Here is a 16543-nt window from a genome sequence, read left to right on the forward strand (position 1 = left end):
CTGGACAAAGCTTAGCGGTCGAAAATGTCCAAATTTTTTAGCTAAGGAAGATACTGTGGAGCAACCTTTGCCCTCATCCCAAGCCTCTCTAGAGCTCGATGCCGATCACGTTTTGATGCTGCAATATGCAGCAGGCAGTAGCCATGCGTTTGAGCTACTTTATCGTAAGCACAAAGGGCCACTATATCGGTATTTTGTTCGACAGATCCACGACCCGCAATTGGCTGAAGATCTCTACCAAGAAACCTGGAGTCGAGTGATTAAAGCTGCCAGCCTCTATGAAGCCAGCGCAAAATTCACTACCTGGTTATATCGCATTGCTCATAATTTGATTGTTGATCATGTCAGGGCCGTTAAACCGGTAAGTAATTTCAGTGATGTTTTTGAGCCAGAGCAAGATGCTGAGACTCAACTGAGTAATGATACCCTTAATCCTGAAGGGCTAATGTTGGATAATCAAAAAGCAAACTTGCTTAAAGGCTGCGTGGCGAACTTACCACAAGTGCAAAAAGAGGCATTTTTGCTAAATGTAGAGATGGGCTTTACGGCGGCAATCATTGCCGATATCGCAGGCGCGACGCTAGAGGCGACTAAAAGTCGCATTCGTTACGCTTATAAAGGGCTTAAGGATTGTGTCGACTTAAAATGGCAAGGAGCTAATCATGACTGATAAAGAGCATGAAGCAAACGAAGTTGAAATTAAGTCACTTTATCAAAAAATGACTCAGGAGCAGCCATCAAGTGAACTTGATGAACAGATCCTTAATCTGGCGCGTAGCCGAATAAAGAAGCCTTTACAGAGTCAGTCTTTTTGGCGTAAATATCGCTGGCCATTATCTTCAGCAGCCTCGGTATTGGTCGTGGTGACATTGTTTGTCATAAATCCAGCAATGAAAAAGGGTGATGTATTAGAGCAGGGGCAGCCGGTCATGATGTCATCTCCGCCTAAGCCACAGATGATGCGTTCGATGGATAATCCTAGCCAATTGGCGGAGCAACCAGATGACAAAGCTGCTTGGGTCAAACAGGGTAAAGAATTTATGGCCGCAGACGCTGTCTTAATCGCACAACTTGATAATATTGAGCAGTTGATCAGAGCTAAAGAGATAGCCAAGGCTCAGCGTTTACTGACGCTGTTAGCTGAACAACAACCGCAGTTGCTACAGGCGACGCACTCGCTTAACGCAAGGTACCTTAAGTTACAAAAAGCTGTTATGTCTGGCCATTAACTAGTGCTCAGAACTCTCGTTTTTTAACGCTAGAACGATAAAGCCCGCTTTTAAGCGGGCTTTATTTTGTCTCTATATTGCTAGAGGATAGAGAGCACTTTAACCTAGCACAGATGGGTTTAAAGTGATTTGAACCCGTCCCAGATCCCAAGAGAGGTCTCCTCTAGAAGATCGATACCCAGCATAGATTTTAACAAGTAGAGTAGTAGCAAGCCAAGTGCGACCGAGGTTAAGATAAACACCAGTATGCACAGAGCAAATAGTGCTAATGAAAGCTGCTTCTCTTTGCGGCTATATGCACGCTTGTTACGGCCAAATAGGAACACATAAAAGAATCGCCAGCCAATAAAGGGCAAATAGAAACTGCCACGTTTATCTATCATCTGCTTCTGCCATTTGTTATTGCGTAATGCTCGTCTCATATAGAGCAGTTGTGACTCTGAAAAACTATCGGCATGGATCTTGGGTATATTGCCCAATGCTCGAATCACGTTTGGGTCATCTCTAAATGATGGACGGACATAGTCTTTAGACATTCATACCTCATACATTAACGGTGCTTGTTTAAGCGTAGCCGTTACTGATTAAGTAAAATTGAGCAAGTTTGGCTCAATTTTACTTAAGGGCTGAGAAACACATTTGCTAATACTTATTCAGTAGTATTTTGCTGATGCTTTGTAAATTTTTTGCTACCTTGTGGCCTTAAATTTATTTGTTTAATAACAATAACAACAGGATTGCTAGCTCAGATGAAACTTCGTCACTCTCTTGCATGCTGCATGCTTGCCTTAGGCACATTTAATGTATTCCCCTCTTTTGCCTCACAGTCCATGGTCAAACCTGGTTATTTTCGTGCGCCAGCATTAAACCTACAAACCTTGGTCTTTACGGCCGAAGGCGATCTTTGGACTCAGTCATTAGGTGACTCTCAAGCGACGCGTCTAACGAGTTTACCTGCACAAGAGTTGGGGGCTACAATCTCCCCCGATGGAAAATCAGTAGCGTACGTGGCTAATTATGAAGGCTCATCTGAAGTTTACGTTATTCCTATTACGGGTGGGCAAGCTAAGCGTGTCAGCTTTGAAAATAGTCGAGTTCGCGTTCAAGGCTGGACCGCTGACGGTAAGGTGCTTTACTCAACCGACAATGCATTTGGCCCAGCGAATTATTGGGTACTTCGAACCGTTGATCCAAAGACCCTGTTAACGACTGATTTACCGCTTGCCGATGCCATAGAAGGGGCGATTGATGATAAAGGTGAATATGTCTATTTCACCCGCTTTGGTCTGCAAACTACAGGTGATAATGCCAAGGTATATCGCGGTGGAGCTAAAGGTGAACTGTGGAAATTCAAGCTAGGCAGCACACAAGAAGCTACGCCATTGACTCAGGGTCATCAAGGCTCTGTCAGGCAACCTATGTTGTGGCAATCTCGCTTGTATTTTATTAGTGACAGCGACGGCAATGATAACATCTGGTCTATGTCTACCGCGGGGAATGATCTTAAGCAGCACACTCATTACACAGACTGGCAAGTACGTGCTGCAAGATTAAATCAAGGCCGCATAGTGTTTCAACAAGGCGCCGATATTAAATTGTTTGATATCGCTTCAGCCAAAGAGCAAATCCTTGATATTAATCTTATCTCTGACTTTGCACAAAAGCGTGAGCATTGGGTCAAGGAGCCGATGAAATACGCAACAGCCACAACTTTTTCACCTAAAGGGGATAAGGTGGCTATTACCGCGAGAAGCAATGTGGCTATTGCGGGTACAGATGGGCAACGTCTGATTGAAATAGCATTGCCAGGTCACAGCCGAGTTAGTCATGCTGTAATGAGCCAAGATGGTCACTGGGTTTACGCGATTAGTGATGCATCGGGAGAGCAAGAACTATGGCGATATGCCGCCGATGGCAGTGACAACGCTAAGCAACTCACTAAAGACGGTAAAACCTTAAGGCTTAACCTGCACTTATCTCCGGATGGACGTTACCTTGCCCACGATGATTACGACGGCAATGTTTGGTTGTTTGATGTGAAAAAAGGCAGTAACAAGAAAATAATCACTCAAAGTGAGGGGTTAGGGCCATACGCCGATATTGTTTGGTCTGGCGATAGCCGTTTTATTGCGTTAACGAAAGCTGAGATGGGCAAGGCGCGTCCTCAAATAGTGTTGTACTCGCTAAAAGAGCATCGTGCTGAGTCGTTAACGAGTGATAAGTATGAGTCTTTTTCACCAAGCTTTAGTGTTGATGGTGACTGGCTATATTTCCTATCAAATAGAAAGTTTGTTTCTACTCCTAGCTCACCTTGGGGCGACAGAAACCTAGGCCCTATGTTCAATAAGCGCACGCAGGTGTTTGCAATTGCATTGAATGAGGACGCGCGATTTGCATTTCAAAAGCCCAACGAGCTGATGTCTGAACCGGCAAAGCCAGATGATGAGGTAGAGACTCAAGTCGATTGGGAGGGCTTATCGAGTCGATTATGGCAAGTTCCGGTTGCTGCGGGTAACTACGATTCTTTGCAGATGGCAAAAGATAAGTTTTACCTACTCGATAGCACTATGAGTGGCAAGTCGACACTCAAGCTCGTCAAGTTCGATCCGCTCAGTCCAAAAGTTGACACTTTTTCTGCAGATGTAGGCGAGTTCAAGCTGTCTCAAGATGGCGAGAAGCTCTTTATTCGTAAGCAATCTAAGCAAGGCAGTGAGATGTTGATTGTCGATGCTGGAGATAAGCTTCCTAAAGAGCTTAAGCATGCCAAGGTACAAACAGATTTATGGCAACTTGCCATTGAGCCAGCAGCAGAATGGCAACAGATGTTTGAAGATGCATGGTTAATGCACCGTGACTCATTTTATGACAAGAACATGCGCGGCTTAGACTGGCAAGCCACTAAGGCGAAATATCAGCCATTGGTAGAGCGACTAACCGATCGCCATGAGCTCAATGATCTCTTTATGCAGATGATGGGCGAGCTTGACTCTCTTCATTCTCAAGTGCGTGGTGGCGACTTTGCCAAAGATCTCGATAAAGCTAAATCGGCCAGCTTAGGCGCGCGACTCGAGCAGACTAAAACTGGCGTTGTTATCGAGCATATATATCAGGGCGATCCTGAATTGCCGGAACAAGCCGCTCCACTTAAACAGATGGGCGTTAATGCTAAAGTCGGTGATGTGATAGTCGCTATCAATGCTAAGAAGCTAAGCAATATAGCCGATGTCACTAAGCTTTTACGTAACCAAAGTGGCAAACAGGTACTACTGACGCTAAAGCGTGGCGGTAAAACACACCAAACAATTATTAAACCTATCAGTCCATCTAAAAATGCCAAGCTGAGATACTTAGACTGGGTGCACCATAATAGTGAACAAGTGTCTAATAACAGTGACGGCAAGATAGGTTACTTGCATTTATACGCCATGGGCAGCGGTGATATAGCCAGCTTTGCAAGAGAGTTTTATGCCAACGTTGATAAAGACGGCTTGATCATCGATGTGCGTCGAAACCGCGGTGGTAATATTGATAGTTGGATCATCGAAAAATTACTGCGCCGGACTTGGGCATTTTGGGCTCCGACTCATGGTACGCCATCTGGAAATATGCAGCAGACCTTTAAAGGGCAACTTGTTGTATTAACTGACCAGCTGACTTACTCAGATGGTGAAACCTTCTCTGCTGGAGTTAAAGCACTGGGTATTGCGCCATTAATAGGTAAGCAAACTGCAGGCGCTGGAGTGTGGTTGTCTGGGCGTAACTCGCTCACTGACCGAGGTATGGCACGTGTTGCCGAGTACCCACAATATGCAATGGATGGAAGTTGGATTATTGAAGGCCGTGGTGTCAGCCCCGACATCGAGGTGAATAACTTACCTTACGCGACATTTAACGGTACAGATGCGCAATTAAACAAGGCGGTAAGCTATTTGAAAGAGGCTCTTGATAAGCAACCGGTTACCGAGTTCAACCCTAAGCCAATGCCCAAAAAAGGCATGGCTGAAGATGTAAATAAAGCATTTTAATGTACGCTAGAGCTTGTTTCTATCAAGCATGGCAACAGTGAAGTTTAGGGCGTTATTGGCGAAGCAGTTCCCAGGTCAATAACGCCTATTTTTATGGTAAAAATACATAAACCCGCATGAGTCTCCTGGTCCGACATATATCGCTACCGACATTCTAGAAGTGTCCAATTCTGCTCGTGTTTTTAATTAAACCTTAAGTAAATTGCTGATAAATTAATTTGATAAAACGGTTGAATGTTGTCTGTTCAAGACACTAAACTGATTAAAAAGTAGCTCAGGCGATTTGAGTGTTAATAGGCTTTAATACTGAGTACCTGTCTGACGGCGGTTAGTGCAGGATTATCGGTGACCAAAGGGATGAGTATGACGGAAGATAAGGGTGTGAGTGCTAACGAGGATGCAGCGAGTAACGAGCAGAATAAAGAGGTCGAGCAAACCGAAAACAAGAAGAACACTAAAATTCGCAAAGCGACTAATATCATCTTAATAGTTGTCAGTTGTTTATTTGTATTTCACCTTGTCGCCGACAGGTTTATTCCATCAACCGATCTAGGTCGAATTCGTGGTTATGTGGTGCCCATCAGTCCTCAAGTCTCGGGTGAAATAATTGATATTTTAGTCGAGCCTAACACGTTAATAAAAGAGGGAGATGTACTGGCGAAAATTAATCCCCAGGACTATGAAATTGCACTAGATCAAGCAGAGCAATCTCTAAAGAAAGCGGGTCAAAATGTTGGTGCACAGACAGCCAATGTAGCCGCTGCTCAAGCGAAAGTGACGAATGCCCAAGCCAATTTAACCAATGCCCAAGTTCAGTCAAAGCGTATTTTTGCCATGGTTGATAAAGCGGTGATGTCCCAAGCCGATGCAGATAATGCCCGTGCTGAGCTGACAAAGGCTGAAGCGGGTGTTGCGAGTGCCAAAGCTGATCTGGCTAAAGCCAAGGAGCGTTTAGGTGCAGAAGGGGAGAATAACACCAATGTTAAATCAGCCTTGTTAAGCCTAGAGACTGCCCAAATCAATTTGGCTCGAACATCGATTGTTGCGCCCACTGATGGTGTGGCGTCAAACTTTAGATTAAAAGAGGGCGTTTATGCCAGTGCCGGTCAACCAGTGATGACCTTTATTTCATCTGAAGGCGTATGGATTGAGGCCTACTTTAGGGAAAACAGCTTAGGTAATATGAAGGCGGGAGATGATGTCGAGTTTGCTCTTGATTATGCGCCAGGAGAAGTCTTTAAAGCCAAAGTCGGCAGTATCGATTACGGAGTCGATTGGGGCCAGAGTGAGCAGACGGGCAAACTGGCACAGGTATCAGGCCAAACTGGCTGGCTACGCCAATCTCAGCGCTTTCCGGTGACGATTGTACTACCTGTAGATGAAGCCGTAGGGTTAAGACGTGTTGGTGGTCAAGCCGATGTGATCGTCTATACCAGCGACAACAGTATTATTAACCTGTTTGGTAAATTTTGGATCCGTGTGGTGAGTTGGTTCTCTTATGTCAGATAAAGATCTCTCTACTCGTGATTTAGCTGAGGCAGGTGCCAACCCTAGGTCTGGAGTGACAGCGGAGGCTATCTATACTCGGCGTGTACTGCGCTTTACTCTTGGCATTGGTCTCGCGGTAGCGGTGTCTGCTATTTGGGCTTGGCCACTCGCCTTTATTGTACCGGTATTTGTCGCCAAGTTTTTAGTCGACAGGCAAGAACCCACAATACAGACGGTTTATGAGCTACTCATTTCTATGCTCTGTACCATAGGCTTAGCTTGGTTGGTGAGTTTTGGCCCAACTCAATATCCCATTGTGTTGCTACCACTGCTGGCGATGATGATGTTATGGGGCTATTACCTCTTTAGCGATCCTAAATGGAATTTCTTCGCCACTATTTTTATTGTCGCGACCTTACTGCTGCCTTACCTGAGCCTACTTCAGCCTGGCGCTGCGATCATCGTTGGCGTGGGCTTGAGTTTTTCAGGTGTCGTGGCGGTGGCAATATTTGCACTACTGCATGCTTTATTGCCCGATCTTTCTCCTAAAAAAGAGCAGCTAGCGAGCGCACAGCAGAGCCATGATGAACGCACTCATGAAGCATTTCGGGCGTTAATTATCGCTTTCCCTGTGATCTGTTTTTTCTATTTTTTAGAAATTTCGGGTGCGTTGTTGACCATGATTTTTATTGCCATCTTGTCATTGCAAGCAGCGGGAGCGAAAAGTATTAAGGTGAGTTTATTCTTACTGGTAACCAATGGCATTGGTGGGGCTTTAGCAGTCGTATTTTATAACTTACTGACTATCGTGCCTGAACTGCAATTTTATATCGGTATGTCGATGTTAGCGGCTTTGTTCTTTGGGCAAAAAATTTATGCCGACCCCGCAAAAGCGCCTCTTTATGCAGGGATCTTATCGGCGTTGCTGGTGGTCGTTGGCTCTACGGCGTCTTCTACAGACAAAGATGTTGCGGTGAATTTTTATCTTAGGATTTTGCAACTATTTCTAGTGGGGGTTTACATGATTTTTGCCTCTTTCTTTTTGGAATCCCGAGATTGGACGTTTTTAAAGAAGCGTAATAGCCTTTAGCTTTTTACTCGTTAAGCCCAGCGGTTTATCTAAGCTGGTTACATTAGTTTATACCTAAGGGTTTATCTTAATCGTTACAAAAGGGATCGATTGCTTAAGGAGATAGGTCGCGAGATAGGAACATCAAATGAGCAGAATTGGAATGACAATTGGCCATAGGCTTGATCAAGCCGCCATTAAGCTTGATTGTGATATATAACTGAATCAACAACTTGTTTCCTGTGCTATATGTTAAAAGGCGCTGAAATAATAATGGATTTAACTAAGCCTTGTTTAATTAATCTTCAATTTTTATCGATAAGGATGAAACTATGTTTCGAACCAATATACTAAAGCTCGCAGCTGTCACTTTTCCTGTATTACTCGTCGGTTGTGCTACGGGTGATACCCCTGAAGCGAAAAAAATGCATGCCAGAGAGGAGACTCAGTCAGCGCTACAGGAGATTTATAATGAACATCCAGCGGCTAAGACTGCTGTGGCTAACTCTGTCGGCTATGTCGTTTGTACTGGTAGTAATAGCTACCTGTTTGCTTTGTCTACAGGTGGTGGGATCTGTGTTTTACATGAGGGCAGCAAGCTTTCTTACTATCGCTTTGCAACAGGTGGTGTTGGAGCCGGTATTGGCTGGAAACAAGTGGCTTTTGTACAAGCCTTTACTCAGCGTGATGCGCTCACTCGTTTTAAAGAGTCTGGTTACGAAGGACAGGCGCAAGCAGAGGCAAGTGCCGAATATGAAGGCAGTGGCGAACAAGCATCGGCTAACCAATCAGTTGATGTGTCAGGTGTTAAGACCTATCAAGTTAACTTAATGGGCGCAGCCGCTCAAGCCACAGTGCAGGGCTATAAGTATTGGGAAACCGACTTTACCGATGACTTTGTTGAGAATGACGGCTAACGCTTATTTGTGTTTGACGAATGAAAAAAGCTAGGTGATGACCTCGCTTTTTTCATTCAGCCTAAACTCGACAATCTCGCGGCTGTCAGGCCTTGTTCTGTTAGTATTTTATTTCAAAGAGCGTCTCAGGATTAAGGCTATTGGCAATGAAGCAATTGCTGTGAGACTTGTCATGGATCTTCGCTATCACGTCAGCGGTCACTTCTTCTGCAAACTCTATTTTTGGTTGTAACACAATCTTATTGATAAACAGCTTACCCGCTGCATTTTTGCCTAGCTCTGCGTATGCATCATCTTGATAAGAGGTGATAGGTAAACGCTTGAGATGGGCAATGGTTAAAAATGTCAGCATGTGGCAGGACGAGAGTGCTGCGAGTAGGCTTTCCTCTGGATTAATTTTGTCGGTACTGCCGTTGTACTCAGGTGCCGAAGATGCATTTACTTGCTGGCCACTGCCAAAGGTAATGCAGTGATCACGGTTAAAACTCTGGGGATCATCAATAGGTTCCTCTGCGGCAATCCAGTTGAGGTTAATTCTAAAGCTCATATGGCTAACTCTTTAATTAGATGTACGTGACAGCGACTAGGTTTAATCGATTAGGCTTAACTTTTCCAGTCAATATTGTATTGCTTAAAAAAAACTAAAGTTCAGCATACTCTTGGTAGGGGGAGATTCGTTTGATTTTAATCAAGGGTAAGTGATTAGCTTTAGCTGATAAGTTTAATCATCATTGGTTAATCTTGGAGTGCAGAGTGCAGAGTGCAGAGTGCAGAGTGCAGAGTGCAGAGTGCAGAGTGCAGAGTGCAGAGTGCAGAGTGCAGAGTCTGAAAAAGTTAGGATGAGGTTTTAGCGAATTATACATCCATGTTGAGATTTTTAGTCTGTTGTTGATATCAGATATTGTATAAGCGCCAAATGAATACATATGGCTCATACATTGCGCTTTTATTGATACGGTCGATTAAGATAATTCATTAAGGCTTTTAGTCGTATCAACATATGTTTGCATGCTTGTGACTTGCTGTTGCTGGGCTTTTACGTTTACCGTTGCAGCACGAGCGTCATCATTATTCGATAGATAATATGCAGTCGCGGGAGATACTCCATTGTTATTTCCTGTTGCTATATTAGCCATGTCTGAATAGAACTGATACTGCATTTTGGCTTTCTTATATTCTACATATACCTCAACTTTTTCTCCCTCATTTGGCAAGGTGGATGGAGCTGGTCGCGTTTGTGCATCACCAGAGTTAGGGCTTTTGTTTGCAAGCTCAAGCGCTTGTGGGCTAAGGGTTACAGTATCGAGTGGTAGGCTTTTCGGCGTTACATTGAGACTCTTTGCACTTGCGTGCAGCAGATTTTCGCTCGCGGGTGTGGCTGTGCGTGATTGCGCTAAATTTGATGGTGCTAAGTGTGATTGATGCTGATTTATTTGAGTCTGTTCGGCACTCAATGGTGACGGTGTAGAGTGAGCAACAAGCATAGAACCTCAGTCATAAATATATTTATATGGCTGTATTCTAAAACCATTTTACTGTACATAAGCTGAACCATCATTGAAACGATGAGCTCAGCAGATATTCAATAAGTCTGATATTAAAATAATATTTTACTAAACGATATAAAGAATTTTGTACCTCATGATTGCGAAACTCGCCTCTTTATACTGATTAGTATAAGACCAGAATAGTGCTAAATAGTGTGCTTAGTGCCATGGAATAAGGCAGAAACTTAGCGCGATAACTTAGCATTAAGATGACTAACAGCCCGGCGAATGACAATAAACCGAAGAATAGGATGCTGCCATAAGCAGCGCCTTGGGCTGTTATACACCCCCAGTAAATACTCGCGATACCTACCCAGCCGCCAATATAGAGTAACTTAGCTTGTTGAGGACTTGGCGCATTGCCAAATGTATCTCGGTAGTGAGAAAACATAGCCAGCGCAAATAGTCCAAATGCAAGATAACTAAATCCTAAAAGACTTAAGATCAGGGCTTATATTCCTTATTTAGTCGCTGATGAGACTGAGGTTATAACCTCATGGTTTACAGTGCGTGTAGCTGTTCTACTAGCTATGACACCTTGCTTGCTAACTAGTTTCGTTCGAACAAAAAATAGTGCCGTACCGATAAGTACAGACATTAAATCAAAGCCGACCAATGACCATTGGTGTAGGCTTATGTTATCCAGCATGTTGCTGCTCGAAGTGAGGGTATTAAGAAGTGGAATAGCCATTATTGCGGTTGCTGAGAGCGTGATGACTGCGCGCCAGGCAGTTAAAGTGCGATTAAAACAAGCTAAAAGCGCGACAGCCGCAAGCGCAATAAAGAAGATATTGATTTCCCACTGAGCTCGGTTTACAAGCTCAACTGGCAGCAATCTGTTGGCATAGAAAAAGCTGGCTGTAGCCAGAGGGAGCCCTGCGATAAAGGTTAGGTTTAATCCTTCAACTAAACGCAAACCAAGACTGGCTTTTATGCCTTGTTTTAGCGGCTTTTGTTGTTTTTGACGAATTTTCACAGCCCAGAGTATTGCGCCTGTGGTAATCATGGCGCAGCCTAAAATGCCACAGATGAAAAATAGTGCACGTAGTAGAGGTTCGGCAAACCGTCCCGTATGCAGGGCGATTAATGTGTCGTGAGTATTTTGTACTGCAGAATTTGGCTCAATAGCAGCATTGAGTAGCTCACCGTTGATACCGTTAAAAATAATCGCAGCCCTTCTATCTGTGACGGCCTGGCCAGTATCTCGATAAAAATTAATTTTACTATTTTGGTCACTTGGATTATTGACTACGACTTGCTTGATAGGATCGTGAGCCCAAAGAGTGTTAACTTCTGGTAGTAATGCGCTAATAGAGACGGTTTGCGCTGCAATCCCTAGCGGTTGCATTTGCACTCGGCTAGGGCGCAACTCTTTGCTAAATGACTTAGCGTCGCCATCATAGGCTGTCATCATTCCCCAGGGCATATACATCACCATCAAGGTGACTAATCCGGTGTAAGTGATCATTAAGTGAAAGGGGAGCGCTAACACCGAGCTGACGTTATGGGCATCTAGCCATGAACGGCTGCTCTTGTTGCGACGGAAACTGAAGAAGTCCTTAAAAATACGCTTGTGGATCACTATACCGCTAATGAGGGCAATCAGCATAAACATGGTGCAGAACCCGACTATCCAGCGGGCTATCTTGGCTGGCATATAGTGTAAGTCGAAATGCAAACGGTAGAAGAAATGGCCACCTTTAGATTCTCGGATATCGGTAATTAAGTTATCACCTTCAATTGGCACTATATGTTCAATAAATTTACCGCGTCGTTGCCCCTCTTCTGGTTGTGTTTGCCAGGCGTAACTCATATAAGGTTTGCGGTCGGTGGGAAAATTGACCCGCCAATCACGGGCATTTTTTGCATGCTCAGTTAAGTAGTTCTGAGCCCGCGTTAGCTCATTAGCAACTAGGTTACTGTCATATTGCTGGATAACATTCTTATGCAGCTCAGGTTTGCTCCATAGTGTGATTTCATAACGGTAATAACTTAATGTGCCAGCAAAAAAGACCAACAGTAATACCCAACAAACCAGTAAGCCAACCCAAGTGTGTAGCCAAGTCATACTGCGAAAAAATGAGTCTTTCATTGTTTAACCTATAACCAAAATAAACAGGTAAAAAATTCCGCTAAGGAGGACTAGATCGCTAAGGGCACGCCAGTGAGTTTGCACGCTAAAAGCCCAGAGCCCAGCAAAGGCATAGACGATAAATGACAACATCATCGCGGTTAGCGTATTTTCAAGAGGTGACAGAGGCAGTACTAATGCGAGCCAGGCCGATACCGTTGCGGCTAATAGGTAACCTGCAAATATGGCTGAGAATGCGCGTAACCCAATATTGAATTTATTTGGCACAACGGTTTGAAGTAATTTTGCTTTTATTGGTTTCACTTCGATGCACACCTAAAAACGTCAGTTTAAAAATAACAAGAGATCTATGTTAGGCATTGTACATAAATCGCAGTGAATGAGAACTGTTTTCATTCGTATCTAATATTATGATACTGAAGTTGCGAGTCATGTCTCAAATAAACTGGGGCGGAGAAGGCATTAGGTGATTGAACTGGGTAAGGTGGGTGAGTTTATAACCGCCAATTGCTGTTATTTTGTGCGTAAGTGCTTGATGTGGGATCTTGATCCGAATAAATTTTACTTTATTCGGGTAAAGCGTGATAAAAATCAAGCCAAGGCAGCTTTTTTTGTCTAAATTAGTAGAGGAACAATTAGATTTAGCTGGCTGTTTGCTAATTATCTAACCCCTTAAAGGAAAGTCATCTTAGCTTATGCTTTAACCATAACTAAATGACCGTTTGATAAAAATCATTAATATAACAAAATTTGTTTTTACCTGATAAACACTGGGCTGTAGCGAATAAATTGATAATTTATACAAAATTTTATATAAATTATTTTTAATAAAAGCTTGTAATTTAAAGCGTTAACCCCAAGTGTATTAGGTGAAGTCATTGTAAAAAGGAAAACCTATGAAAATAAATCTTTCTGGTCACCACGTTGATGTAACAGATGTTGTAAGACAGTATGTCCAAGAGAAGTTTTCGAAGATAGAGAGTCATTTTCCAACCCTGATCGCACTCGATATTATTGTTACTAAAGAGCACGGCGAATTCCAGGTTGAAATTAGAACCAATTATGAGGGAAGCAGTATTTCAGCTTCTGGTAATGATCCCGTTATGTATCCAGCAATTACCAGCGCAGCTAAAAAACTCGATGCGGCACTAAAGCATCGAAAAGGACAACTAAAGGCTGATCTACATTCTAAGCCTGTTGTGACTACACCTGAGATTGCACATGAAAAAGTTCAAGAGATGAACTTAGTCTAATCTCTAAATGTATTTTTTGTCAGCAGACATAAGATATAAGCCCTCGTTACCTAACGGTTGTGAGGGCTTTTTTATGGCGCAAGCACCCATGAACAGGTGCTTTATCGCTCTATTTTTTTCAACTGTTCTGAACTATTTAGCGCTTTTAATCGTTTTCCGCTTTTGAAAACTCAGTATGGTTTTCTTTTGGCGGAGGCGTCCAACTGCGTTCCACTTTCGAGAAGCTGCGATAACGTTCATCCTTCATTGCAGCGCTCAGCGTTTCTTCAAGCTGGATAAACATATCCCGGTAGTGGACGATGTATTTATCGTCTTCAGTCACCTGCTTCCAAGCTTCGTAAAGGGTGTCCTTATGAGTGGTTTCCGTCTCATAAAAGGTGGCTCGTTGTTGCTCTGCTTTAAATGGATGTACACCTAATCTTATTAGCGCATGCTTGCCTAAATTAAGCGCCGAATGAAAGGTCTCACTGACCATGAAGTCTGCCCCAGCTTTGCGAAGGCGGTAAAGGTGTCTGCGGTCAAAGGCGCGCGCCATCACAATTACGTGAGGATAGGTATGTTTTATATATTCGACTAAAGCTACTGCGCGTTCAGGGTTATCGATAGCGACAACTAACATCTTGGCCTGTTCAATGCCTGCGGTATGGAGTAGATCGGGCTGTGTTGCATCGCCGTAATAGCTCTTGGTATTAATTTTCCTTAAGTTTTCGACCTGTTGTACCTCATGGTCAAGCACCACTGTTTTAACACCGTTTGTCACTAATAAGCGGTTAACAATTTGTCCAAAACGGCCCACACCGGCAATAATCACAGTGCCTTTCTCATCGATATCATCGGGTTCACGAGTATTTTCTGATTTTTCATAGCGAGGCAGTATGACTTTATCAAATAAGATAAATAACCCCGGGGTGAGGAACATGGATATCGCGACAACCAGCGATAACAGTTGTGCTAACTCATTTGGAATGACATGGTTTTGCACGGTATAGCTAAGTAGCACAAAGCCAAATTCACCAGCTTGAGCCAAGCTTAAGGCAAACAACCAGCGGTCACTGCCTCTAATTTTAAAAACTAAGGCCAGTACTAATAAAACCAAAGCTTTAATTAATATCACGCCAGCGGTCATCGCCATGACAGGACCGAAATGGCTGATGAGCACATCAAAGTTTATCCCTGCACCAACGGTGATAAAAAACAACCCAAGGAGTAAGCCTTTAAAAGGTTCGATATTGGACTCTAGTTCGTGTCTGAACTCACTGTTTGCCAGTACGACTCCGGCAAGAAAGGTTCCTAAAGCAGGAGACAGCCCCACTAGGCTCATTAGCGCAGCAATGCCTATCACCAACATCAAGGCGGTGGCGGTGAAAATCTCTCTAAGGCCTGAGCTTGCCACATAACGAAACAGTGGGCGACTTAAGTAGTGGCCGCTAACGACAACGCTAGCAATTGCCATCATGACAACGATACCGTAAGCCCAGCCAGGTAATCCGGCAACTAATGACAGTTCTTCATGGTGCTCTGCGGCGCTTTGGGTAACAGATTGCGCCTTTTCGACTAATTCAGGCAAGGCTAGCAGCGGAATAAATGCCAGCATGGGGATCACGGCTATATCTTGAAATAAAAGCACTGAAAAGGCATTTTTGCCGCCTTCAGTCTTGGTTAGGTTTTTCTCATTAAAGGTCTGTAACACGATGGCGGTCGAAGACAGTGAAAAAATCATCCCCACCGTTAGGGCGATACTCCAGCCATAATCAAAGCTAAGAGCGATTGCCATCACTACAAGGGTAGATAAGCCAACCTGCAGCCCACCTAATCCAATTAGCTTGTTACGCATGTCCCACAGCATTCTAGGTTCAAGTTCTAAACCAACAAGAAAGAGCATCATAACCACGCCAAACTCGGCAAAATGTTGCAGCGTATTGGTCTCTGTACCGACCAGGCCGATGATTGGACCAATCACGACGCCCGCCATTAAATAGCCAAGTACAGAGCCTAAACCTAATCGCTTTGCGATGGGGACGGCGATAACCGCTGCGCATAAATAGATAAAAGCTTGAATAAAATAAGCTGTCATTAGTGCTCCTGGATCAATTGGTCTAGATGGCCATTTAATTTGTCGAGTGATTGGGCTAGCTCGATATCGAATCTATCTTCACTGAGGGCCGTTAGAATTCGGATCCATTTTTCAACGTGAATATGAACTCGATTTTCCTCAAAGGCCGTTCGGGCACAGAAGAGTGCAAATGGTGCTAAGAAATTCATGCCTGTTAAGTTAGCCATCTGTTCTAGCGGGCTTAATAGTTCTTTTAAGGTAAAGTGGTTGTACCCATCGCTTTGGTAAGCTGATTCACTTCCCCCAGCGCTAAGGGCACACAGAAAGGTTTTACCATATAAAGCTTTTCCTTTTGCGCCGTAGGCAAAGTTGTACTCTAAAACCAGATCTTGCCACTCTTTTAAAATGGCTGGGGTGGAGTACCAGTAAAGCGGAAACATAAAGACCACTATGTCGTGGTCTCTGAGTCTTTGCTGTTCTTTGTCGATATTGATCCTAAAGGTGGGGTATTCACCATAGAGATCCACGGCCGTCACATTTGGCTGTAATTGGGTCGCTTTAAAAAGAGGGGTATTAATTTCCGAACGCTCTTGGGAAGGGTGTGCATACAGTACGAGGACTTTTTTTGCCGCGAGTGCCATTTTTTATCCAGTCGATTTACTTAAACAGATTGCTATTTAATCTAGCATAGGCAGCAAGATGCACTAAGTAATTTTAAGTATTTAGCAGGAAATCTCGTAAGCCCATCAGCGTGTATGACGGCTTAACATTGATTGGAATGAGTGAGCTTGTTTGACCGTATATTTTATTGTTGAGCTCGACGGTAAAAAGCGGCTTGCCGTATTGGCTATGTCGATAAAAATAGTCAGT

15 protein-coding genes are annotated in these 16543 nt (G+C 43.7%); 7 read left to right on the top strand and 8 right to left on the bottom strand.

Annotated features, from left to right (window positions below; translation table 11 throughout):
- The first annotated feature begins 115 nt into the window (after positions 1-115).
- Together ACVBIK_RS01210 and ACVBIK_RS01215 are read left to right on the top strand one after the other, a co-directional pair.
- Complete coding sequence (locus ACVBIK_RS01210; protein ID WP_447163834.1) at positions 116-670, top strand: sigma-70 family RNA polymerase sigma factor; 555 nt, start codon at positions 116-118, stop codon at positions 668-670.
- Positions 663-1229 carry a hypothetical protein gene (locus ACVBIK_RS01215; RefSeq protein ID WP_447161117.1) on the top strand — a complete coding sequence of 189 codons (567 nt, stop codon included), beginning with the start codon at positions 663-665 and terminating at the stop codon, positions 1227-1229. The genes ACVBIK_RS01210 and ACVBIK_RS01215 overlap by 8 nt, the downstream gene beginning before the upstream one ends.
- Positions 1230-1348: 119 nt before the next feature.
- Here the strand turns inward: ACVBIK_RS01215 and ACVBIK_RS01220 are convergent, their stop codons facing one another.
- Positions 1349-1765: a hypothetical protein gene (locus ACVBIK_RS01220; protein ID WP_447161118.1), complete on the bottom strand. Its 417-nt coding sequence runs from the start codon at positions 1763-1765 to the stop codon at positions 1349-1351.
- 213 nt (positions 1766-1978) lie between these two features.
- Here ACVBIK_RS01220 and ACVBIK_RS01225 point away from each other — a divergent pair, with 213 nt between their 5' ends.
- The 4 genes from ACVBIK_RS01225 (at position 1979) to ACVBIK_RS01240 (ending at position 8728) form a co-directional block, all read left to right on the top strand.
- A complete protein-coding gene (locus ACVBIK_RS01225) occupies positions 1979-5254 on the top strand; it encodes a S41 family peptidase (protein WP_447168888.1) in 3276 nt (1091 codons plus the stop codon).
- 363 nt (positions 5255-5617) lie between these two features.
- Positions 5618-6763: an HlyD family secretion protein gene (locus ACVBIK_RS01230; RefSeq protein WP_447161120.1), complete on the top strand. Its 1146-nt coding sequence runs from the start codon at positions 5618-5620 to the stop codon at positions 6761-6763.
- On the top strand, positions 6753-7832 hold the full coding sequence (locus ACVBIK_RS01235) for a DUF2955 domain-containing protein (RefSeq protein ID WP_447161121.1): 1080 nt from the start codon (positions 6753-6755) through the stop codon (positions 7830-7832). The genes ACVBIK_RS01230 and ACVBIK_RS01235 overlap by 11 nt, the downstream gene beginning before the upstream one ends.
- Positions 7833-8143: 311 nt before the next feature.
- Positions 8144-8728 carry a lipid-binding SYLF domain-containing protein gene (locus tag ACVBIK_RS01240; RefSeq protein WP_447161122.1) on the top strand — a complete coding sequence of 195 codons (585 nt, stop codon included), beginning with the start codon at positions 8144-8146 and terminating at the stop codon, positions 8726-8728.
- A gap of 100 nt (positions 8729-8828) precedes the next feature.
- On the opposite strand, the gene ACVBIK_RS01245 is transcribed toward ACVBIK_RS01240, so the two are convergent.
- The 5 genes from ACVBIK_RS01245 to ACVBIK_RS01265 all read right to left on the bottom strand — a co-directional run bounded on the left by ACVBIK_RS01245 (position 8829) and on the right by ACVBIK_RS01265 (position 12670).
- The gene (locus tag ACVBIK_RS01245; protein ID WP_447161123.1) at positions 8829-9275 is read right to left on the bottom strand and encodes an OsmC family protein; all 447 of its coding nucleotides are present in this window, start codon (positions 9273-9275) and stop codon (positions 8829-8831) included.
- Positions 9276-9690: 415 nt separating this feature from the next.
- Positions 9691-10212 (bottom strand): hypothetical protein, encoded by a 522-nt coding sequence (locus ACVBIK_RS01250; protein ID WP_447161124.1) that lies wholly within the window; start codon positions 10210-10212, stop codon positions 9691-9693.
- Between the two features lie 187 nt (positions 10213-10399).
- Positions 10400-10723, bottom strand: coding sequence for a DUF3325 domain-containing protein (locus ACVBIK_RS01255; RefSeq protein ID WP_447161125.1), 324 nt, complete (start codon positions 10721-10723; stop codon positions 10400-10402).
- Between the two features lie 12 nt (positions 10724-10735).
- Positions 10736-12367 (bottom strand): PepSY-associated TM helix domain-containing protein, encoded by a 1632-nt coding sequence (locus ACVBIK_RS01260; protein WP_447168889.1) that lies wholly within the window; start codon positions 12365-12367, stop codon positions 10736-10738.
- A gap of 3 nt (positions 12368-12370) precedes the next feature.
- Positions 12371-12670: a hypothetical protein gene (locus ACVBIK_RS01265; protein ID WP_447163760.1), complete on the bottom strand. Its 300-nt coding sequence runs from the start codon at positions 12668-12670 to the stop codon at positions 12371-12373.
- Positions 12671-13263: 593 nt separating this feature from the next.
- On the opposite strand from ACVBIK_RS01265, the gene hpf reads away from it, so the two are divergent.
- The gene (gene hpf, locus ACVBIK_RS01270; RefSeq protein ID WP_447161128.1) at positions 13264-13620 is read left to right on the top strand and encodes a ribosome hibernation-promoting factor, HPF/YfiA family; all 357 of its coding nucleotides are present in this window, start codon (positions 13264-13266) and stop codon (positions 13618-13620) included.
- Positions 13621-13765: 145 nt separating this feature from the next.
- Here the strand turns inward: hpf and ACVBIK_RS01275 are convergent, their stop codons facing one another.
- Together ACVBIK_RS01275 and ACVBIK_RS01280 are read right to left on the bottom strand one after the other, a co-directional pair.
- On the bottom strand, positions 13766-15694 hold the full coding sequence (locus tag ACVBIK_RS01275) for a monovalent cation:proton antiporter-2 (CPA2) family protein (RefSeq protein WP_447163761.1): 1929 nt from the start codon (positions 15692-15694) through the stop codon (positions 13766-13768).
- Positions 15694-16314 carry an NAD(P)H-dependent oxidoreductase gene (locus tag ACVBIK_RS01280; protein ID WP_447161130.1) on the bottom strand — a complete coding sequence of 207 codons (621 nt, stop codon included), beginning with the start codon at positions 16312-16314 and terminating at the stop codon, positions 15694-15696. The genes ACVBIK_RS01275 and ACVBIK_RS01280 overlap by 1 nt, the downstream gene beginning before the upstream one ends.
- Positions 16315-16543 lie beyond the last annotated feature (229 nt).

The organism is Shewanella sp. 125m-1, assembly GCF_052977065.1.